Here is a 19,662-nt window from a genome sequence, read left to right as displayed (position 1 = left end):
CCTGACGGCCCCTTCGCGCGCCTTTGATTCCGGGAAAGGCAACGGCCCCTCCCCCTTTCTCACCCGGGCAGCAAGGCGCCGCAACGCTTGTGCTGCCCCATGACCACCAGGGTCTTGAAGCTGCGCACCTGCTCCCTGGCATGGAGCACCCGCCGGGTGAACTGCTCGTAGCTCTGCATGTCTCGCGCGGCGACCTGCAGCACGAAGTCCTGCTCACCCGTCACGTACCAGAGATCCATCACCTCGGGTTCCCGCTGCAGGCTGGCGATCATCTCATCGACGATGCGACCGTGATCCCGCTCCAGGGTGACGAGCACCAGCATGGTGATGGGCCAGCCCATGGTGGCCGGGGCCACCAGCGCCACCTCCCGCTCGATGAGGCCCGCCTCCCGCAGCGCCCGGACGCGGCGGTAACAGGCGGGCGCCGAGAGGCCGACCCTGTGGGCCAGCTCGGGAATGGGCAGACGGGCATCCTGCTGCAGCTCGGCGAGGATGAGCAGATCAAATTTGTCGGTCATGGGGCTCATTAGATAAAAATTATCGTGTAAGGCCAGTATTAGACCGAAATTACGACGGCCTCCAGATATATTTTCTTGCTTCTACCCAACTCAGGTTTGAACAAGATGCAGCCAAACAGCCCCGCCCTCCCCTCCCTGCTGGCCGTCCTGCTCGCCATGTTGTCGATCACCCTGGGGGCCTCACTGGCCAAATCTCTTTTTCCCCTGCTGGGAGCCGCAGGCACGACCCTGTTCCGGCTGGGGTGCGCCGCCCTCCTCCTCTCCCTGGTGTTTCGCATCTGGCGTGCCCCCCTCGACCGGCGCACCCTGCTGGGGGCCATCCCCTACGGACTCTCCCTTGGGGCCATGAACCTGCTCTTCTATCTGGCCATCGAGCGCACCCCCCTCGGCGTAGCCCTGGCCATCGAGTTTATCGGCCCGTTGACGGTGGCGCTGCTCAGCTCCCGCCACCGAGCAGACTTCATCTGGCTGGCGCTGGCCATAGCCGGACTGCTGCTGCTCTTGCCCCTGCGGGAGGCCGAGCAGGCCATAGATCCCCTGGGGGCCGCCCTGGCTCTCGGGGCCGGCGTGTTCTGGGGGCTCTATATGCTGACCGGCAAGCGGGCAGGTGCCTTGCTGGGGGCCCAGGCCCCGGCCCTTGGCATGTGGGTGGGCACCCTGCTGGTGCTGCCCTTCGGCCTCGGCGGGGCGAGCGAGGCCAGCTTCACACTCCCCGTGATCCTGACCATCATCGGGGTGGGGCTGCTCTCGAGCGCCATCCCCTACTCTCTCGAGATGTTTGCCCTGCGCCGGTTGCCGCTCAAGAGCTACGGCATCCTGACCAGCGGCGAGCCCGCCATGGGCGCCCTGATGGGGTTGCTGCTGCTGGGGGAGCAACTGCCCCCGTCCCAGTGGCTGGGGATAGCCGCCATCATAGCCGCGTCGATGGGCACCACCTGGCATGGGGGACGACGACGCGCCGACCCGGCCTGATCCCCCCAACAGAGACGATGGCTGGCCTCATTTCGGCAACGGTCCTGCAGGCCGCTGGCGGGAGCGGCTCAGACGCGGATAGACCTGAGTGGCAGATCCCTCATATCTTGTTCATGTTTTTTGAATATCTAGACCAGTTAATCTCGCTAACAACCGAGCGATGACCTGTTTACCATTCATTCATCGCTTAGGCAGGATCGCCAAGCGGCCAAATAACCAGTTGTTCAAGGCTGTGATACCAGAAACAGGGTGTCTGATGTCAGTAAAAGAACTACATAGTATTTGAATAACCTCTTGCAAGGATGCATTGATGCGGGCCTCTCCGGCCTTGCCAATGACATGAAAACCAAGAGAGTGAATGAAGATGAAAAATGTAATCAAGATGCTGGCCGTCGCAGGCCTGATGAGTGCCGGTGTTGCCCAGGCTGCCGTTCCCGCCGACTTCAATGCCACCCCGGGTGTGCTGTTCGTGAACTGGCATGCCAGCGCTGCCATGGCTGGCAAGAGCAACCCCATGCTGGAGGTGCGCGACGAATCCGGCGACCTGGTGGCCTCCGTCCACGCCAACCTGATGGGCACCCAGCAGGTGCAACTCCCGAGCCGCGCCCAGGGCAACCTGACAGTGAGTCTGGGGGATCAGAGCAGCGACTACCGCATCCCCTTTGGCATCGGCAGCGGCAACTCGCGCTGATCCTCGCAACCGACGCTTTCACTCCATCCGGTTGCCAGGACCCGGCCAGAAAGGGTGAGTGAGCCCCATGACAAAGGCGCCATAGAGGCGCCCTTGTCGTTTCTGCCGGTTCGTCAGCGGCTAATGGGTAAACACGGGGCCAAAACCGGATCCCCACAGAATGGCCGTGGCCGCCAGCACGCAGACCAGCAGCACCAGGCCGACGGTGACCACCGAGCTGGCATAGATGAACCCCTGCTCCTTGGGAATGTGCATCAGGATAGGCACCCCCACATAGAGCAGGTACACCGAGTAGCTGAGCCCGATGAGGCCTATGATCATCATGAACCAGAGGTGCGGGAAGAAGGCGGAAAAACCGACCATGAACAGCGGTGTGGAGGTGTAGGCCGCGAGCTCTAGCGACGTCGTGTAGCTGGGATCCGAACCGAAGGTATGGCCCATCCAGTGCACCAGATAGGAGAGCGCGAGGACGCCTATGATGAGCGTCACGTACATGGCTATCGACAGCATGAGGGCGCTGTTCGCGGTCAGGGTGATGGGCTCACCGACGCCAATGCTCCAACCTATGTGCACGGCGGAGTAATAGGCACAGATGGGCGGGATAAGGGCCACGATCAGGATATGAGTCAGACTGTTTCGGAAACTGTCATGCCTCTCGTCTATGGTATGCCATTCGGTGTGAGGATGCGCATACAATCCCCATAAGTGATTCAATATCATAGCGTTATTCCTTCTCTGCTTCGATTGTGGACTGATCGATACCGCTCTCGCTCCCCTGCTTTTTTTCTCGTGCAACACTAGGCGCACCATCCATCGCAAGCGCGACCCATGACTCTAAATAAAGTCGCTCCACTGCCGGTGCGTCAAGGAAGAACACCATCCCCGCCGTGCTGGCGGATCCTGGCGGCTGGTCAGTCCCTGGCGGCAGGACAAGTGGTGTCACCGCCGCCAGCGCTATCGTCAGTACTGCTTGGTCTTTGAAGCAAAGCCGGCGAGGAAGAGGCCGGTCAGAAACATACCGCAGAACGCCTCTATGGCCGACAACAACTGGAGGGGAGAGGAGGTCTGGGAGATATCGCCGTAACCCAGGGTCACGAAGGTCACTATGCTGAAGTAGAGAGAGCGCCCCAGGTGACCATGGGTCACGGACTCCGGCGCCAGGAAGTAGGTCAGGGTCGCCAGCAGTATGACGCCCATCGACATCAGCAGGCTTCTTATCGGCCGCTCGCCAAATCCCCAGGTAATGAAGCTGACAAACTTGCTGGCACACTTGAGATAGCACAGCAGGGAGAGCCACCCCTTCGTCATCAGGCCGCTGCGCAGCCAGCGCTCCCTGAACAGCTCCCTCGGGCTTGCCAGGGATTTCATCTCGTGCAGCTTCTCCTTGTAATAGCACTCGCCGGCATCGACGGTGTCTCCCACGCTGGAGAAGATGCGTTTGGCATTGCGGTACAGCTTGCTGGCCTCGTTGTGATCGATCCGGCCATTCTCGTTGTAGACCACCTGCACCTTGTCCAGATTGGTGTGCTCCATGGTGGCATCGAAGTTCTTGGCACTGACGTTGAAATTTTTCAGCACGGCCCGGGAGGCGTGGAAACGGATCTCCTCGCACTCTATGGTGAAGTCCTGAAACACCCCATCCTCCAGCGCCAGCTCCCGTTTCTTGGCCCAGGCCCTGTGATCCCACAGCAGGGAATCGAACAGATCGAGGCCGATCACCCCGCCGTTCACGCGTACTCCCTTGGCCGAGCAGTGCCACAGATAGACCTTGGAGTTGTTGACGGCGCCGTCCAGCGAAAGCTCGTCCAGGCAGGTAAAGTCCAGCAGCCGGCCGGAGATGATGGGGCTCTTGAGCTCGACGCCGCCGATGTTGAGCAGGCGATGCTTGCCCAGCACCTGGGCCTCCCCCTTGTTGTTCTCGGAGACGGAGAGCAGGCTCTGCGCCCGCTTTACCTCGGCTTTGCCATGCCTGGCGGCCAGCCACATGGCATAGGGCTCGAAGCACGTCTCGGAGCGGACAAGGCCGCTCTTGCGCAGGGACTCCAGCGCGCTAGAGGCGCTCTCATAGAGCCTTATCTTGTCGTCGCTCATGTAGACGCAGAGGCTGAGCACGGATCGCGAGCTGATGAAGCGGGCGATGCCGATCTGGAAGATGACGCTTTTCTCTATTTTCTGCTCTGTCATCCAGTCGTCGAAATGGGGCAGCGAGGCCACCAACAACTCCCAGATCAATGGATAGTCATTCTCCCGCCGCCACTCGTTGAATTGTTCGGGAGAAAGCTGCCACAGCTCGGTCGCATTCATAGATTACCTCGATCATGGTTTTGTCCCGCCCAGGGTTGCCAAGGGAGGGGATCAGGTGCCTGCACGCCCAAAGAGAGATGCCAGTTCGCAGAAAGCGGGGGGCACAGGCCGGTCACGTCATCATACTAGCCGAGAGGATGGCTGTAACTCACTGACAGGAAAGGTATAAGATGCGGGGTACGACAGATTGTCGCGAAGCTGAAGAGGAATAAGGCACCAGGGTCGCCATGCCAGGCGGTTTCGTCCGTCCTAAAAGCGGGAGCCCGGACAAGCAAGAGGGGATGCCATGGCATCCCCTCTTCACATCAGCTGAGCTGACGTCAGCTTATTGCTGCACTTCCTGCACGCCGGAGACGCGGACTTCGACGCGACGATCCGGTGCCAGGCAGGAGATCAGCTCGTTCTTGCCCTTGACGCCGTCACACTGGGTACCGGTGACAGGGTCGGCTTCACCGCGGCCTTCGATGGCGATCTTGCTGGTGGCCAGGCCCTGGCTCACCAGGAAGTCGGCCACAGTGCGGGCACGGGCTTCGGAGAGCTGCTGGTTCTGGGCATCGGAACCGATGCGGTCGGTGTAACCCACGACGATGGCGCTGCCATCCTTCGGCTGGAATTCAACGATCTGCTTGTACAGACCGCTCAGGGCTTCCACCCCTTCCGGCTTCAGATCTGCCTTGCCAAAGGCAAACAGCACGTCTGAGTTCAGGGAAAAGTTCTTCTCGACCATCACAGGAGCCGCCTCTGCCACGACAGGAGCTGCAACAGGCTCAACGTAGGAGGTGCGGAACGGGTGATATACGGCTTCCAGCGTCGCCACGCTCTGGTTGGACTTGTACTGCTCACCGGTGTAGGTGGTCAGATCGGCCACGTCCCACATGTAGCGGTAGCGCGCCTGCAGATCCAGGGCATCGTTCAGCTTGTAGGTCAGACCGACACCGGCCAGCGGAGAGACACGGGTGTCGCTGTTGTCCAGACCGTCGGTATGGGCCCAGTAGGCACCCGCTTCACCGAACAGGGAGAAATCTTCGCCAAGGGGCAGACGGGCGATACCGGACAGGGTCGCACCCTGGTTCTCGTAACGCTCACCATCGGCACTACCGCGACCAGCGTACTGGTAACCGAGTTCGGCACCGAACGTCTCGTTGAAGTTGTAACCCATGAAGAGGTTGGTCGCGGCGGCATCTTCAGTGCCGGTTTCGACGGCTGCGTTGTTCAGGCCGTTGAAGTGAGCGGCACCAACACCGGCACCAAAGTAGATGTCGTCGGTAGCGTGAGCGGCTGTGGTGGCCAATGCCAGTGCAATCCAGACAGGGGTTAGTCTTAAGTTCATGTATAGCCTCATCAATACGAAATGGCGGGCGTTAGGCCCTTGTTATATGTGGTCTCCATTTTATAGGCGAAATCATGTACAGGACCTTAAGCACAGACTAGTTACCATCCATTTTACTGCTTGTTTTTCATGCACTTCCCGTGCTTTCAACAGAAAAACGTTTTCACTCAATAGCGGGTCTTACATGCCCCGAAATGCGGGTGCTGGCGGCTGCATGAGGAGCCATGGGATTATCGAGCGCATAAAAAAAGACCCCTGTCTTGCGACAGGGGTCTTTTTGAAATGGCTCCTCCTACTGGACTTGAACCAGTGACATACGGATTAACAGTCCGCCGTTCTACCGACTGAACTAAGGAGGAATTGTAAGTGGTGCCCAGAGACGGAATCGAACCGCCGACACGGGGATTTTCAATCCCCTGCTCTACCGACTGAGCTATCTGGGCAAATGGTGCCGGCTACCGGAATCGAACTGGTGACCTACTGATTACAAGTCAGTTGCTCTACCTACTGAGCTAAGCCGGCACACTTAAACTATTGTGCATGAACAAATTTTTCTTTCATGGCACCAAATATGGTGCCCAGAGACGGAATCGAACCGCCGACACGGGGATTTTCAATCCCCTGCTCTACCGACTGAGCTATCTGGGCGTGGGCGCTATTAAACGGATTTTAAGGCGGGTGGTCAACGGGAAATTTCACTTTTCGTCTCGTTCGTCTCTTTTTTGCGCAGCATCACTCGTTTTTATCACTTCTGTGGGGGAAGCCGTGCCTCGGCGGCCCCAGAGTCGGGATTCCTCGCCCCTGAGCAGGCGGGTGATGTTCTCGTGATGGCGCACCAGGATGAGACAGGAGAGCAGGGAGACCGGCAGGGTATATTCCGGCTTGAGCAAGTAGGTAAAGAGCGGGGTCAGCAGCACTGTAATGATGGAGGCCAGCGACGAGTAGCCGCTCACCAGCAGCACCAGCAGCCAGGTGGCGATCGCCGCGCCCCCCATGGCAAAGCCGATGGGCAGCATGGTGCCGAGCGCAGTGGCGACGCCCTTGCCCCCCCGGAAGTGGAAGAAGATGGGGTACATGTGACCCAGACAGGCAGCGACGCCGATGAACCCCAGGTAGACGGGCTTGATCTGCAGATACCAGGCGAGGTAGACGGGAGCCATGCCCTTGAGCACGTCGAGCAACAGGACGATCAGCGCGGCCATCCGGCCACCGAGGCGCAGCACATTGGTCGCCCCCGGGTTGTGGGAGCCATGGTCGCGGGGATCCGGCAGACCCGTGAGGCGGGAAACCAGCACGGCGCTGGACAGCGAGCCGCCCAGATAGGCCAGAATAATCATCAAAATCGTCAGGGCCGTCATCTTGGTCGTTTTTACCACGATATGAATGGGGTATGATGCGGGCCACATTCTCTGGTCTGGGCTTGCCCGAAAGCCTGTCGCCCAAACCGGCCGCCAGCGGCAATCGGCTTGCCAGGCCTGCATCCCTGCGCTGTTTTCACAGCCCATCAAGAGTAAAGAAGAAGTACTGTCATGGACAAGGTGTTTATTCGCGGACTCGAGGTTTTGACCACCATAGGGGTATATGAGTGGGAGAAAGGCATTCGCCAGAAGCTCTGTTTCGATCTCGAGATGGGATTCGACAACCGACCCGCCGCCGCAACCGACGATATCAATCTGGCACTGGATTACGCCACCCTCTCCCGCAAGATCTGTGATCACGCCCAGAGCAAGGTCGTCGAGCTGGTCGAAACCATGGCCGAGCAGGTGGCCGCCCTAGTGCTGGCCGACCAGCGGGTGCAGTGGGTCAAGGTGACCCTGACCAAGCCGGGTGCCGTGCCCAATGCCGCCGGGGTCGGGGTCGAGATCCTGCGCCACCGCACCCCGGCCGCGAGTGCCTGCTGATGACCCGCATCTATATCAGCCTTGGCTCGAACCAGATAACAGGGAGCGCTGCATGACCCGTATCTACATCAGCCTGGGTTCCAATATCGAGCGGGAGCGCCACATCCGGGCCGGCCTCGATGCCCTGCATGCCGAGTTTGGCGAGTTGCAGGTTTCCAGGGTATTCGAGAGCGAGGCGGTGGGCTTCAACGGCCGCCCCTTCTACAACCTGGTGGTGGGGGCAGACACCGATCTGCCCCTCGCCGTTCTGTGCCAGCGGCTACGGGCCATGGAGTTCGCCCACGGCCGCGAGCCCGATGCCAAGAAGTTTGCCCCCCGCACCCTGGATCTCGATCTGCTGCTCTATGGGGATCTGGTCTGCGACGCCCCCCTGGTACTGCCCCGTGGCGAGATCCTCACCAACGCCTTCGTGCTCTGGCCGCTGGCGGAGCTGGCCCCCGGCCTGCGCCATCCCACCGATGGCCGCCCCCTGGGCGAGCTGTGGCAAGGCTATGACAAGGCCTCCCAGCGCCTCGACCCCATCCCCTTCCACTGGACGCCGAGCGGCGTCCTGGCCGATATCCAGGCCTGATCGCGCCCGCCCCCTTCCGGACACACCCCACCGCCGGTTCGGGGCGACGCCAGACTATTTCGCTATATGACAGTGGGATGACAGAACCCATCGAATCCATATCGCGAAACCGGCAGAATAAAACGCTAAAGCCACCTTCAGGATATATCTTCAGCGCCGATACGCTAGTCATCTCCCTTGCCCCTTGAGGTCGTCGTGAACGTCAAACAGAAACTTGTGTTATCCGCCATCCTGGTGGCCGGAATCCAGGCCGTCGTCATGGGGGTCATGTTTTACTTCTCGGGGCAGGAGTCGCGCAGCAACGCTGAAATGCTGCAGGCCAAGCAGGTGGAGGCCGACCTCGTCGCCCTCACCCTGCAGGAGAGGGAGTTCCTGTTGAGCCGGGACCCCGCTGCCGCCACCGCCTTCATTACCCAGAGTGACCAGGCCAGTCAGCTGCTCGCCGAGATGGCAAGAGACCATGGGGGCACACAGCAGGCCGACATCCTGGCCTTTGCCAGCCAGCTCAAGGAGTACAGCCGCCAGTTCGAGACCCTGCGCGCCCAGCAGGAGAAGATAGGGCTCACCCCTACCAGCGGCCATTACGGCGCCCTGCGTCAGGCCATCCATGCCCTGGAGCAGGAGCTCAAGGCCCGGGGTCAGCAGCAGGAGAGCCTGCTGATGCTGCAACTGCGCCGGGACGAGAAGGACTTCATGCTGCGCCGTGACATCAGCTATCGTGCCAAGTTCGAACAGAACCTGGCCCCCCTGGCCCTGGCTCTCGCCGGTGAACCGGCCCTCGCCGCTCTGCTGGAACGCTACCGCCAGAACTTCCTTGCCCTGGTCACAGAGGAGCAACGCCTGGGTCTGAGTGCCAGCGAGGGGCTGAGGGGCGAGCTCAATCGCAGCGCCGAGCAGATGCGCCAGGCGGGCATGACCCTGACCCAGGCCCTGACCCGGGAGGCCGACGCCACCCATGATCGCACCCTCAGGGTCATGGTCCTGCTCTGCATCCTCGGCATACTGGCCGCCCTCGGCCTCAACCTGCTGATCGGCCGCGACGTCATGAGCGGCCTGCAACGGCTGGCGGACACCATGCGTCGGGTCACCGCCAGCAGCGATCTCACCCTGCGCGCCCGCATCGGCTCCAGGGACGAATTTGGCGCCATGGGCCGCGACTTCGACACCATGCTGGAGCACTTCAACCAGGTCATAGGCCAGGTCGTCTCCTCGGTCACGGACCTGGAACGCCTCACAGCCCAACTGCAGCGCAACGCCAACGCCGCCCAGGAGGGCACCCAGCAGCAGTTGCAGGAGAGCGATCTGGTTGCCACCGCCGCCACCGAGATGGAGAGCACTGTGCAGGAGATCGCCAGCAACACGGAGAGCGCAGCCGAAAGTGCTCGCACCACCAACCTGAGCGCCCAGCAGGGTCGGGAGAGCGTGGAGACAACGATGGTGGTGATCCATTCCCTCTCCGCCAAGCTGGAAGCCTCGGGCCAGGAGGTGATCGCCCTGGCCGAGGAGAGCCGTCAGGTGGGCAATGTGCTGGCGGTGATCCAGGCCATCGCCGAGCAGACCAACCTGCTGGCTCTCAACGCAGCCATCGAGGCCGCCAGAGCCGGCGAGCAAGGACGAGGTTTCGCCGTGGTTGCCGATGAGGTGCGCAACCTGGCCATGCGTACCCAGCAGAGCACCAGCGAGATTGCCGCCATCGTCTCCGGCTTGCAGGCTCGTACCCAGAGCGTGGTCACCCTGATCGGCGAGTGCCGCACCCAGGGGGAACGCAGCGTCGAGGCCGCCGGAGAGGCAAGCACCCAGCTCGCCAACATCACCCGTCAGATGGACCAGATGATGGACATGAGCACCCAGATAGCGACCGCGGTCGAAGAGCAGAGCTCGGTGGCGAGTGAAATCAATCGCAATGCAGTGGTGATCCGCGACATCGCCAACGACGCCCTGACCCAGGCCGAGCAGAACAGCCGCGCCAGCCGGAACGTGGCCGAACAGGCGAGCCTGCTCCACCGGGCTGTCGATCAGTTCAGGGTCTGATACCCCAAAAAGAGAGGGCGGCCAGGGCCGCCCTCTCTTTTTGCCGCGCCATCCCTGTGGTCATCAGACCGGACCCTGGCGCCGTCTCTCCTTGATATCATCTCTGGCCAGCTGGGCGAAGATGAGCGCCGCCAGCATGGACATCAGACCTATGCACAGGTAGGTGAGGTGGAAGCCGCCGAGCCAGCGTTCGCTCGCCTGTGCCGGCTGCCCGGCGGAGAAGAGCCCGAGCAGGCTGGCGGCGATGGCCACCCCCAGGCTCATGGAGAGCTGCATCACCACAGAGAGCAGGCCGTTGCCGCTGCTGGCGTGCTCGGCACTCAGATCCTGCAGCGTGAGCGTATTCATGGCGGAGAACTGCAGCGAGTTGATGGCACCGAAGACCGCCAGCCAGACCAGCAGCACCCAGTGCGGCACCTGGTTGTCAATGAAGTAGAAGCTGGCGATCATCACCCCCAGCGCCAGGGTATTGCCGATCAGGATGCGGCGATAGCCGATGCGCGGGATCAACTTGTTCACCAGCGTCTTGGTGAGCATGGCGCCGATCACCGTGGGGATCATGGTCATGCCCGCCTTGCTCGGCGAGAAGCCCAGCCCCAGTTGCAGGAAGAGCGGCGTGAGGAAGGGCATGGCGCCGCTGCCGAGGCGGGCGAACAGGTTGCCCCAGATGCCAATGGCGAAGGTGGTGGTCTTGAACAGCGCCAGGCTGAAGAGCGGCTGCGCCACTGTGGCGGCATAGAGCCAGTAGCTCGCCATGGCGGCCAGACCGAACAGCAGCGCAAACAGGGCCCAGCCGGTGGAGATGCTGTGCTCCCCCAGCCCCTGCAGGCCCACCGACACCAGCACCATGCCGGCGCTGAACATCACGAACCCCTGCCAGTCGAACTTGGCCGTGCTCTGGCGCAGATCCGGCATGAAGTACCAGCTGGCGATGAAGCCGAGCAACCCCACCGGCAGGTTGATGAGAAACACCCAGTGCCAGCTCGCTACCTCCACCAGCCAGCCCCCCAGTGCCGGGCCGATCAGCGGCCCCACCAGGCCGGGGATGGTGACGAACGACATCACCCGCAGCAGCTCGTGCTTGCTGTAAACCCGCAGCACCGCCAGCCTGCCCACCGGCATCAGCAGGGCACCACCAATCCCCTGCAGCACTCGCGCCGCCACCAGCAGCGGCAGGGAGTTGGCAGCCGCGCAGGCCAAGGAGCCCAAGGTAAACAGCAGGATGGCGGCCAGATAGATGCGGCGGGTGCCGAAGCGGTCCGCCAGCCAGCCGGAGGCGGGAATGAGCAGCGCCACCGTCAGCATGTAGGCGATGATCACCGACTGCATCTGCAGTGGGCTCTCGCCCAGGGTCTCGGCCATGCTCGGCAGGGCGGTGTTGAGGATGGTGCCATCCAGCGTCTGCATGAAGAAACCGACCGCCGTGAGCGGCGGCAGCCATTTGCGTTGGGCAGGGGTCACCATGTGTGTGCTATCGGGCATCTGCAGCCACCTCCTCTTCAGACAAAAAAAGACCCGCACAAGCGCGGGTCATCTCATTACATCAGGCATCAGGCTGGCCGAGCATGGCTCTGAGCTGCTCTTCCAGGCTGGGCTCGGGCGCCTTGAGCGTATCAAGGAACAACCGCTCTATCCCCGCCTTGTCCTGGCTCTTCACGATGAACACCAGCCGGGACTGGGCCTTGCCCTCCGGCCACTCCCCCAGGGCCTGCAACGGATAGAGCTGGCCATGCACCCCGTGGATCACCACGGGCTGGCTCTCGCCCTCCAGCTGCAAGATCCCCTTGAGCCGCAGCAGGGAGTCGCCATACTGCCCCTGCACCGCATCGATGGCGGCCAGCAGGCGGGACGGCTTGAGGGGCTCGCCGATGCGCAGGGAGAAGCTCTCTATGTTGCCATGCTCGAAATGGGTCGGTGCGGCCGTGCCCACCTTGGCGGCAAACGGCTGCATCCTGGGTTGCATGGGGGAAGCCAGCCCCTGTTTCGGGGACTCGGTGCGCAGCCAGGCCAGCAGCTGGCGCACGTCGCGCCCCGCCGCCTCGTTGTAGGCGCCGAGCTTCTCCAGCACGGCGGGTGAGAGCACGCCGTTGCTGACCCGCTGGATGGGGGCCGCCGGGTTGAGGGAGGCCAGCTGTGCTTCCACCCGATTAAGCGTCTCTTCCTCCACCAGGTCCCCCTTGCTCACCACCAGCAGATCCGCCAGGGCCACCTGCTTGACCGCCTCGTATTGCTGGCCGAGCTGCTGCTCGATATGACCGGCATCCACCACTGTCACTGTGCCGTCGAAGCGGTAGCGCTGGGCGATGAAGCCCTCCTCCTTGAGGGTAAAGAGCACGGGAGCCGGGTCAGCCAGGCCAGTGGTCTCGATAATCAGTCGCTTGAAGGGTTTTATCTTGCGCTGAATCGCCTTCATAAAGAGCCCCTGCAGCGCCTCCACCAGGGAGCCCTGCACCGAGCAGCAGATGCAGCCGGAATCGAGCAGCACCACCTGCTCGTCCACCTGCTGTACCAGGTGATGATCCAGCCCCACAGAGCCGAACTCGTTGATGAGCACGGCGCACTCGCCGAGCTCCGGCTGCTTGACCCAGTGGTTGAGCAAGGTGGTCTTGCCGCTGCCGAGGAAGCCGGTCAGCAGGGTTACTGGGATTCTGGTGTCTTGCGGGTCTGTCATGTCACATCCTTAGCGCCTGTCGTCATGGGGCCTGAAGAGGCTATCTTTTCCCCTCATCCCCCTCCCTTCTCCCACCCGGGGAGCAGGGAGAAAAAAATATCGCCCCTATCCAAGAGGATGGCCTCAGCGGTTGGCGAACAGTTCGCCGAGCCAGCGGTTCTCGAAGCGGCCATGGGGGTCGAGCTCGCGCTTCAAGGCCAGGAAGTCGTGCCAGCGCGGCAGCAGGGTCGGGAAGTCGTAGAGATCCATCGCCAGGTGCTTGCCAAAATGCGGCGTGCCGCCGAGGGGCACCAGCAGTTGCTGCAACTCGCGCATCTGCTCCATGGAGCCCCCCACGAAGGTACCGTCCGCCGCCAGATAGACCAGGAACCCGATCCAGCACACCGACTTGCCATAGGCGGCGCTGAGCCAGGCCTCTGAGGGGCCGGTGCAGCGCAGGATAAAGGGGTAGTGCAGCGCCCCCGGGTTGCGCTCCTGCCAGTGCTGCAGGATCTCCAGCGCCTCCTGCATGCGCTCGAGGGGCACCGCCACCTCGCAGTTGATCTGGGGCGCCGGTATCCCCTTGCAGAGGATCTGGTAGACGTTGCCCACCAGGTCAGAGGCATCCTTGAAGCGGCGCACCGTCTCGAAGTGCTCGCCCGTCCGCGCCTCGTCCTTGGTGTCCCGCGCCATCTTCTGCAGGGTGGCATCTATGGTGTCATTGAGTGCGGCTGTCATGGCGCTGTCAACGTCCCCCTCCAGCAGCAGCGGCTCGCTGCCCGCGGCGTGGTAGCGGGCCACCTCCTCCTCGGAGGCGGGATCCACCAGCCAGATGTGGCTCTCGCCGGTCCAGGCGAACCACCAGCTCTTCACGAAGCCGTGCTCACGGTTGAGCCGCTCGTTGTGTTCCAGCAGGAAGGGGTAGTCGGTGGTGAACTTGGTGCAGCGCATGATGCGGTTCGGCACTGTGCGCAGGGTGACGTCGAGCAACACGCCGAGCATGCCCATGCCCATCACGAAGGCACCGAAGCGCGGATCGGCGCGATCCACGCCAATGATCTCCCCGTTGGCCAGCATCACCGTCAGGGCCTCCACCGCATCGCACAGGGAGGACTGGTGCAGCCCCTGGCCGTGGGTGCCGGTGCTGAGCGCGCCCCCCAGGGTCTGGATGCCGATGACGCCGGGGGACGCGGGCAGCATGCGATCCATGGCGATGAGCTCCCCATAGACGGTATCGAGGGGCGTGCCCGCCTGGTAGGTGACGGTATCGGCGCTCTGGGCCAGGCGGCCGCGCAGATGGTGCAAATCCACCAGCAGCGCCTGACTGCCCTCGGCATAGACGCTGTGGATGGGTTCGAAGGAGAGACCGGAGCCGATGAGCCGCAGCTTGCGATCCGGGTACTCCCGCAGCAGTTGCTGCAGTTCGTCACGGCTCTTCGGGCGCCACACCTGATCCAGGGCGCCGAGGGGATTGGTCCTGGACCAGTTGAACAGCACCTCCCGATTGCCAATCGCCTTGATGCTGTGAAATGCCTGGAACCTGACCGTCATACCGCGCCTCATCTGACTTCTAAATGAGCGGCAATTCTACCGAAAAGCGAGCGCCAAGGCATGAAAAACAAGCCCCTACAGTCGAGGGTGGATAAGGGAGCCAGCCCCCTTCCCCTCAGCGCGAGGGCTGGGTCAGTGCCAGCAGCATGCCGAAACCCACCAGCAGACCGCCAAAGATCCGATCGATCCAGTGGCGCACCGCCAGCAGACGAGCCCGAACCGAGGCGCTGGAGAAGAAGAGCGCCACCGCGCTGAACCAGAGGGCGTGGGCCAGCACTATGAAGGCGCCGTAGCCGAGCTGGACCGCCAGCGGCGTCTGCGGCTGCATCACCTGCATGAAGAGGCTGACGATGAAGATGGTGGTCTTGGGGTTGAGCACATTGGTCAGAAAACCGGTGCGCAGCGCCCCCAGGCTGGAGAGGGCCGGCTGACTGGCCAGCTCTTCACCGGTCGCGGGCTGGGTCCGCAGCATCTTGATGCCGAGGAAGATGAGGTAGGCCGCCCCCGCCAGCTTGATGAGGTTGAACAGCCAGAGGGACTGCTGGATCAGCAGGCCCACCCCCAGCAGGGTGTAGCTCACGTGGACACAGACCCCGGCCGCGATGCCGAGCGCCGTCAGCACGCCGGTGCGACGGGAGAGCAGCAGGCTGTTGCGCGACACCATGGCAAAATCGGGGCCCGGACTGATGACGGCAAAGAAGGTAATGGCTACTACGGCTAACAGTTCGGTCATGAAAATAGTCCTGATTACATGGGATATCGGCTATTTTATTTGGCAATTATCCCAATGACGAACGATAACTTCTGACATGAACGGTGAGAAAAATTCACAGAAAAGCCTCTCGCTCCCCTCCCTGACAGCCCTGCGCTGCTTCGAGGTGGCGGCCCGCACCGAGCACTTCGGCCGCGCCGCCGACGAGCTGCACCTCACCCATGGCGCCATCAGCCGGGCGGTGCGCCTGCTGGAGGAAGATCTGGGCGTCAGGCTGTTCGAGCGACGCCAGCGTCGGGTCTTCCTGACCGAGGCGGGCGACCGGCTCTATCAGGCGGTCAGGGAGGGGCTGGGCCAGATCCGGGAGACGGCCCAGGCGCTGCGCCAGCAGAGCCGCCCCCAGTCGCTGGTGCTCTCCTGCGAGCCCACCCTGCTGATGCGCTGGCTGATCCCGCGCTGGCCCGCATTTCAGGCCCTGCACCCCGAGCTGGACGTCCATCTGATGGCGGGGGGCGGCGCCCTCAGCTTTGGCAGCGGCATCGATCTCGCCATCCGCCGCAATGACTTCCACTGGCCCGAGGATCTGCACAGCCAGCTGCTGTTCGAGGAGCTGACCGGGCCTGTCTGCCAACCGGGCAAGATGGAGCAGTTTTTCGAGCCGCGAGGGGAAGAGCCCGCCCTGCGCCCCTCGACCCCCCGTCTGCACACCAAGACGCGCCCGGATGCCTGGCCAGGCTGGCTGGAGAATGCAGGGCATAGCCTGAGTGACGAGGCGCCCAGCCTGCGCTTCGAGCACTTCTACTTCAGCCTGCAGGCAGCAGTGGCGGGCCTTGGCGTCGCCATCGGCCCCTACCGGCTGGTGTGTGACGACCTGGAGGCCGGACTGCTGACGGCCCCGCTCGGCTTCGTCCCGGATGGCACCGGCTACCACCTGCTCGCCCCCGCCAGACCCGAACCCGGCAGCCCCCACGAGACGCTGGCGAACTGGTTGCACAGCCTGGCGCACTGAGAGAACCGACTCAGGTCACTCCGACCAACTCCATGACAGGGTCGGCATTTTGCCCCTCAGCCAGCCACTCGTCGCAGAATTGCTGGATGGGCGCGGGGCGACCGAACAGGTAGCCCTGCAGATAGGTCACCTTGCCCTTGAGATACTCCGCCTGCTCGCGGGTCTCGACCCCTTCGGCCACCAGCGTCAGGCCGAGGCGATGGCCCAGATCGATCACGTTGTCGACTATGTGCTCGGAGAGGGACTCTGTCCCTATGCGCGCGATGAAGGACTGGTCGATCTTGAGGTAGTCCACATGGAACTGCTGCAGATAGACCAGGCTGGAGTGGCCGGTGCCGAAATCATCCATGGCCAGCTTGACCCCCATCTCGTCCAGTGCCTGGAACAGCGAGAGGGTGTGGGGATCCGCCACCAGGAGCTCCCGCTCGGTCAGCTCCAGCACCAGGATCACCTTGCCCGGTGCGAAGCGGGCGAGGAAGCTGCGACAATCCTCCATCAGGCTGTCGTCGCGGCAATGGGCCGCGCTGATGTTGAAGCCGACATGGAAGCCATCGGACAACCCCGCCTGCTCGGCGGCCAGTCGCTCAGCCACCGCCCCCATGACGAGGCTGGTCATGGGCACGATCAAGCCGCTGGCCTCCGCCTGGGGAATGAAGAGATCCGGCCGGATCAGGCCCACGTCAGGATGCTGCCAGCGCATCAGCACCTCGACCCCCATGATGCGTTCGCTGCCGCTCTCCACCAGGGGTTGCAGGTAGGGGACGAACTCTTTGGCCCGCAGGGCCCGGGCCAGCTCGCTGATCGGGGAGCGGGGGCGACCCAGCAGCCACCACATGATGGCGGCGAAGCAGGTGCTGAAGGCAAACAACAGCCAGATCCCGAAGCCATGATGGCGCCACAGCCCCATCAGGGTGGGCGCAGAGGAGTAGCCAGCATAAATGGAGAGAGGATAGCCGGCAGCCTGGAGCCGCACATGGTCCTGGCTCACCAGGGGCGGCTCGGCGGCAAAGAAATGTCCTTCCTCGTCGAGCCAGCACTCCCCCACCCTGAGCATCAGGGGCATGGCTCTCTGGTTCAGGCTCAGCATGAAGTTGAGGTAATCCCCATCGATCAGGGTCATCACTGCCCCCTGGGCAGTGTCGGTGCGCACCGAGAGGACGGGATGATGCCGTCGCACCTCGTTCCCCTCCATCAGCCTCAGGCGACCCTGGCTATACGCGTCGGCGGCATAGAGGATCTCCCGCAGGCCAAACTGGGAGGTGCAATATATGCGGCTCCCCGCCCCCAGGTTGACCGAACGCACGAAGGGCACCATGGCGACCAGGGATCTGAGGGTCGGCAGCGCATCGGCACAGGGCTTGCCCAGAAATGGCAAGGCCTGGCGATTGGCCTCCTGGGCATGGGACAGCATGGTTTCCATCAGCGCCAGGGTATGGCTCGCCGCCTGATGGGACTCCCACTGCAGATCGACCCGATAGCGAACGAGCATGGCCCAGTTGCCGAGCAACATGGGCAGCGCGAACATCAGCATGGTGAGCAGCAATCTTGGCCTGGGTCTGGCCGTGTCGGGCGCGGAGCAAAAACGCATGGCGGGTCCCCTTCTAAAGGGGGCCCATGTTAGCAACCCAAGCTGAACCCTGGCCTAACCGGTCAAATAACGAGCAGCCTCACCGAGGGATCAGGCGGAGGTAGTGCGGGCGGCAACCGGCTGGCTGCCCGCCTCCCCTGCCGTCAATCCCTGACAGAACTGGCGCAGCGGCTGGGGCCGCGCGAACAGGAATCCCTGCAGATAGTGGACCCCCTTGCCCCTGAGGTAGGCGGCCTGATGCTCGGTCTCCACCCCTTCGGCGACCAGGGCCAGGCCCAGCCTGCGACCGAGATCGATGACGTTGTCGACTATGTGCTCGGAGAGGGACTCGGTGCCGATGCGTCCGATGAAGGAGCGGTCGATCTTGAGAAAGTCCACATGGAACTGCTGCAGATAGATCAGGCTGGAGTGGCCGGTGCCAAAGTCATCGATGGCGAGCTTGACCCCCATCTCGTCCAGCTGTGCGAACAGGGAGAGGGTATGGGGGTTGGCCACCAGCAGCTCCCGCTCGGTCAGCTCCAGCACCAGCGCCACCCGCCCTCGCTGGAAGTGGGCGAGGAAGGCACGGCACTCCGCCAGCAGGGAGAGATCCCGGCAGTGGGCGGCGCTGATGTTGAAGCTGATGTGAAACCCCTCTGGCAGCTGACTCTGCACCTGCTTCAGGCGCTGGGCCACCACCTTCATGAGGTGGGTGGTCATGGGCACTATCAGCCCGGACTCTTCCGCCTGGGGGATGAAGAGATCCGGGCGGATCAGGCCTGAGCTCGGGTGCTGCCAGCGCATCAGCACCTCGGCCCCCACCATGCGGCCGTCCTTGCTGGCCATCAGGGGCTGCAGGTAGGGAACGAACTCCCCCGCCAGCAGCCCGCGCCTCAGCTCGTCCGTCGGGGAGCCAGGGCGACCGAGCACCCACCACACCAGCAGCGCGAGCAGCACAGAGGTGCCGGCCAGCCACAGCAGGGCAAGATGGCGGGCCTCCCACAGGGAGTGCCAGTAGAGCGGCATGGCATAGCCCGCCTGGATGGCGAAGGGGTAGCGGTGGGAGGCGAGGGCAAGGCGGGTCTTGCTGTGCAGCCTGGGGGGCTGGTTCTGATGATGGCCGGACTCATCGATCCAGGCCGACCCGACCTGCAGATAGAGCTCGCTGGTGTCGCTGCTCATGGCGAGCATGAAGCTGAGCTGGGTGCTGTCGATGGCGCTCAGCACCGCATCGCGCCCGCGATCATGGCGCACCACCAGCAGCGGATGATCCTGACTCACCTTGTTGCCGCGCATCAGCAGCAACTTGTTCTGGGTGTAGACCGACCTGTCATCCACCTCATGGACAGGCCCGAACAGCGAGGTGCAGTTGATCACCCCGTCGCGCACCAGATTGACCGAGCGCAGGAAAGGCTCGAGGGCCACTCTCTTGCGCAGTTGCAGCAGGTTGCCGGCACAGGGCCGGTTCACCAGCGGCAATGCCTCCAGGTTGGCCTGCTCGGCCTGATCCAGCATGCGCTCGAGCAAGGTTCTCGCCTTGTAGGCGGAGGCGCTGGCGTCGCTCTTCAACTCCTGCTCATAGCTGCTGTGCACCATCCAGCCCCCCGCCAGCAGTGGCAGGGTCAAGACCAGCAAGGCACAGCCGAGGCGCCATCTCGTACGGGCAAGATCAATCCGGAACAGGAACATAGAAACCACGCCGCAATTCGCAGGCTTGCCCTGGCAAGCACCGCAGTGAAATAACGCCCATTTCACACAGAAGACAATGGGACCATTCAGGCCAGACAACCTAACGCAGCGCGCTGGTAAAAGGAATCGACGACGCAGTGGCGGGAGATTGGCGGCCTATTATCGC

At 62.9% G+C, this 19,662-nt stretch carries 17 protein-coding genes and 4 tRNA genes; 6 read left to right on the top strand and 15 right to left on the bottom strand.

The window, feature by feature from the left end; genetic code table 11:
• Positions 1 to 59: 59 nt before the first annotated feature.
• On the bottom strand, positions 60 to 518 hold the full coding sequence (locus tag HB860_RS00740) for an Lrp/AsnC family transcriptional regulator (RefSeq protein WP_247625437.1): 459 nt from the start codon (positions 516 to 518) through the stop codon (positions 60 to 62).
• 105 nt (positions 519 to 623) lie between these two features.
• On the opposite strand from HB860_RS00740, the gene HB860_RS00735 reads away from it, so the two are divergent.
• Entirely contained in the window at positions 624 to 1,490 is an 867-nt protein-coding gene (locus tag HB860_RS00735) for an EamA family transporter (protein ID WP_247625436.1), read from the top strand.
• Between the two features lie 358 nt (positions 1,491 to 1,848).
• On the top strand, positions 1,849 to 2,181 hold the full coding sequence (locus HB860_RS00730; protein WP_247625435.1) for a hypothetical protein: 333 nt from the start codon (positions 1,849 to 1,851) through the stop codon (positions 2,179 to 2,181).
• Between the two features lie 120 nt (positions 2,182 to 2,301).
• On the opposite strand, the gene HB860_RS00725 is transcribed toward HB860_RS00730, so the two are convergent.
• The 8 genes from HB860_RS00725 to plsY form a co-directional block, all read right to left on the bottom strand.
• Entirely contained in the window at positions 2,302 to 2,901 is a 600-nt protein-coding gene (locus tag HB860_RS00725) for a Yip1 family protein (RefSeq protein WP_106885681.1), read from the bottom strand.
• Between the two features lie 240 nt (positions 2,902 to 3,141).
• Entirely contained in the window at positions 3,142 to 4,485 is a 1,344-nt protein-coding gene (locus HB860_RS00720; protein WP_247625434.1) for a potassium channel family protein, read from the bottom strand.
• Between the two features lie 325 nt (positions 4,486 to 4,810).
• A complete protein-coding gene (locus HB860_RS00715; protein ID WP_247625433.1) occupies positions 4,811 to 5,815 on the bottom strand; it encodes an OmpA family protein in 1,005 nt (334 codons plus the stop codon).
• A 283-nt stretch (positions 5,816 to 6,098) separates the two neighbouring features.
• Positions 6,099 to 6,174: transfer RNA gene (locus HB860_RS00710), tRNA-Asn, on the bottom strand.
• Between the two features lie 8 nt (positions 6,175 to 6,182).
• Positions 6,183 to 6,258: transfer RNA gene (locus tag HB860_RS00705), tRNA-Phe, on the bottom strand.
• A 3-nt stretch (positions 6,259 to 6,261) separates the two neighbouring features.
• A tRNA-Thr gene (locus HB860_RS00700) sits at positions 6,262 to 6,337 on the bottom strand.
• Between the two features lie 50 nt (positions 6,338 to 6,387).
• Positions 6,388 to 6,463 (bottom strand) — tRNA-Phe (locus HB860_RS00695).
• 47 nt (positions 6,464 to 6,510) lie between these two features.
• On the bottom strand, positions 6,511 to 7,173 hold the full coding sequence (gene plsY / locus HB860_RS00690; RefSeq protein ID WP_139439591.1) for a glycerol-3-phosphate 1-O-acyltransferase PlsY: 663 nt from the start codon (positions 7,171 to 7,173) through the stop codon (positions 6,511 to 6,513).
• Between the two features lie 171 nt (positions 7,174 to 7,344).
• Here plsY and folB point away from each other — a divergent pair, with 171 nt between their 5' ends.
• From folB to HB860_RS00675, 3 genes are all read left to right on the top strand, one after another.
• Complete coding sequence (gene folB / locus HB860_RS00685; protein ID WP_202047317.1) at positions 7,345 to 7,716, top strand: dihydroneopterin aldolase; 372 nt, start codon at positions 7,345 to 7,347, stop codon at positions 7,714 to 7,716.
• Positions 7,717 to 7,768: 52 nt separating this feature from the next.
• A complete protein-coding gene (gene folK, locus HB860_RS00680) occupies positions 7,769 to 8,287 on the top strand; it encodes a 2-amino-4-hydroxy-6-hydroxymethyldihydropteridine diphosphokinase (protein ID WP_247625432.1) in 519 nt (172 codons plus the stop codon).
• A 195-nt stretch (positions 8,288 to 8,482) separates the two neighbouring features.
• Complete coding sequence (locus HB860_RS00675) at positions 8,483 to 10,318, top strand: methyl-accepting chemotaxis protein (protein WP_247625431.1); 1,836 nt, start codon at positions 8,483 to 8,485, stop codon at positions 10,316 to 10,318.
• A 63-nt stretch (positions 10,319 to 10,381) separates the two neighbouring features.
• Here the strand turns inward: HB860_RS00675 and mdtD are convergent, their stop codons facing one another.
• The 4 genes from mdtD to HB860_RS00655 all read right to left on the bottom strand — a co-directional run bounded on the left by mdtD (position 10,382) and on the right by HB860_RS00655 (position 15,252).
• Positions 10,382 to 11,800: a multidrug transporter subunit MdtD gene (gene mdtD / locus HB860_RS00670; protein ID WP_247625430.1), complete on the bottom strand. Its 1,419-nt coding sequence runs from the start codon at positions 11,798 to 11,800 to the stop codon at positions 10,382 to 10,384.
• A 61-nt stretch (positions 11,801 to 11,861) separates the two neighbouring features.
• Entirely contained in the window at positions 11,862 to 12,989 is a 1,128-nt protein-coding gene (locus HB860_RS00665) for a CobW family GTP-binding protein (protein ID WP_247625429.1), read from the bottom strand.
• Positions 12,990 to 13,112: 123 nt separating this feature from the next.
• A complete protein-coding gene (locus tag HB860_RS00660) occupies positions 13,113 to 14,519 on the bottom strand; it encodes a D-arabinono-1,4-lactone oxidase (protein ID WP_247625428.1) in 1,407 nt (468 codons plus the stop codon).
• A 115-nt stretch (positions 14,520 to 14,634) separates the two neighbouring features.
• The gene (locus tag HB860_RS00655) at positions 14,635 to 15,252 is read right to left on the bottom strand and encodes a LysE family transporter (protein ID WP_247625427.1); all 618 of its coding nucleotides are present in this window, start codon (positions 15,250 to 15,252) and stop codon (positions 14,635 to 14,637) included.
• A 76-nt stretch (positions 15,253 to 15,328) separates the two neighbouring features.
• On the opposite strand from HB860_RS00655, the gene HB860_RS00650 reads away from it, so the two are divergent.
• Complete coding sequence (locus HB860_RS00650; protein WP_247625426.1) at positions 15,329 to 16,240, top strand: LysR family transcriptional regulator; 912 nt, start codon at positions 15,329 to 15,331, stop codon at positions 16,238 to 16,240.
• 10 nt (positions 16,241 to 16,250) lie between these two features.
• On the opposite strand, the gene HB860_RS00645 is transcribed toward HB860_RS00650, so the two are convergent.
• Positions 16,251 to 17,828, bottom strand: a complete 1,578-nt coding sequence (locus HB860_RS00645; protein ID WP_247625425.1) for an EAL domain-containing protein — start codon at positions 17,826 to 17,828, stop codon at positions 16,251 to 16,253.
• A gap of 90 nt (positions 17,829 to 17,918) precedes the next feature.
• Positions 17,919 to 19,496 carry an EAL domain-containing protein gene (locus tag HB860_RS00640; RefSeq protein WP_247625593.1) on the bottom strand — a complete coding sequence of 526 codons (1,578 nt, stop codon included), beginning with the start codon at positions 19,494 to 19,496 and terminating at the stop codon, positions 17,919 to 17,921.
• Positions 19,497 to 19,662: the final 166 nt, after the last annotated feature.

It is taken from the genome of Aeromonas genomosp. paramedia (assembly GCF_023093515.1).
GTDB lineage: Bacteria > Pseudomonadota > Gammaproteobacteria > Enterobacterales > Aeromonadaceae > Aeromonas.
The sequence above is the reverse complement of the archived record's forward strand: the minus strand, read 5'-3'. Positions and strand labels throughout refer to the sequence as shown.

Coding starts and splice junctions, on each gene's coding strand:
- HB860_RS00735 (WP_247625436.1), top strand. CDS start 624: ATGCAGCCAAACAGCCCCGCCCTCCCCTCCCTGCTGGCCGTCCTGCTC.
- HB860_RS00655 (WP_247625427.1), bottom strand. CDS start 15,252: ATGACCGAACTGTTAGCCGTAGTAGCCATTACCTTCTTTGCCGTCATC.
- HB860_RS00740 (WP_247625437.1), bottom strand. CDS start 518: ATGACCGACAAATTTGATCTGCTCATCCTCGCCGAGCTGCAGCAGGAT.
- HB860_RS00660 (WP_247625428.1), bottom strand. CDS start 14,519: ATGACGGTCAGGTTCCAGGCATTTCACAGCATCAAGGCGATTGGCAAT.
- HB860_RS00640 (WP_247625593.1), bottom strand. CDS start 19,496: ATGTTCCTGTTCCGGATTGATCTTGCCCGTACGAGATGGCGCCTCGGC.
- mdtD (WP_247625430.1), bottom strand. CDS start 11,800: ATGCCCGATAGCACACACATGGTGACCCCTGCCCAACGCAAATGGCTG.
- HB860_RS00650 (WP_247625426.1), top strand. CDS start 15,329: ATGAACGGTGAGAAAAATTCACAGAAAAGCCTCTCGCTCCCCTCCCTG.
- plsY (WP_139439591.1), bottom strand. CDS start 7,173: ATGACGGCCCTGACGATTTTGATGATTATTCTGGCCTATCTGGGCGGC.
- HB860_RS00715 (WP_247625433.1), bottom strand. CDS start 5,815: ATGAACTTAAGACTAACCCCTGTCTGGATTGCACTGGCATTGGCCACC.
- folK (WP_247625432.1), top strand. CDS start 7,769: ATGACCCGTATCTACATCAGCCTGGGTTCCAATATCGAGCGGGAGCGC.
- HB860_RS00720 (WP_247625434.1), bottom strand. CDS start 4,485: ATGAATGCGACCGAGCTGTGGCAGCTTTCTCCCGAACAATTCAACGAG.
- HB860_RS00725 (WP_106885681.1), bottom strand. CDS start 2,901: ATGATATTGAATCACTTATGGGGATTGTATGCGCATCCTCACACCGAA.
- HB860_RS00645 (WP_247625425.1), bottom strand. CDS start 17,828: ATGCGTTTTTGCTCCGCGCCCGACACGGCCAGACCCAGGCCAAGATTG.
- HB860_RS00665 (WP_247625429.1), bottom strand. CDS start 12,989: ATGACAGACCCGCAAGACACCAGAATCCCAGTAACCCTGCTGACCGGC.
- HB860_RS00730 (WP_247625435.1), top strand. CDS start 1,849: ATGAAGATGAAAAATGTAATCAAGATGCTGGCCGTCGCAGGCCTGATG.
- folB (WP_202047317.1), top strand. CDS start 7,345: ATGGACAAGGTGTTTATTCGCGGACTCGAGGTTTTGACCACCATAGGG.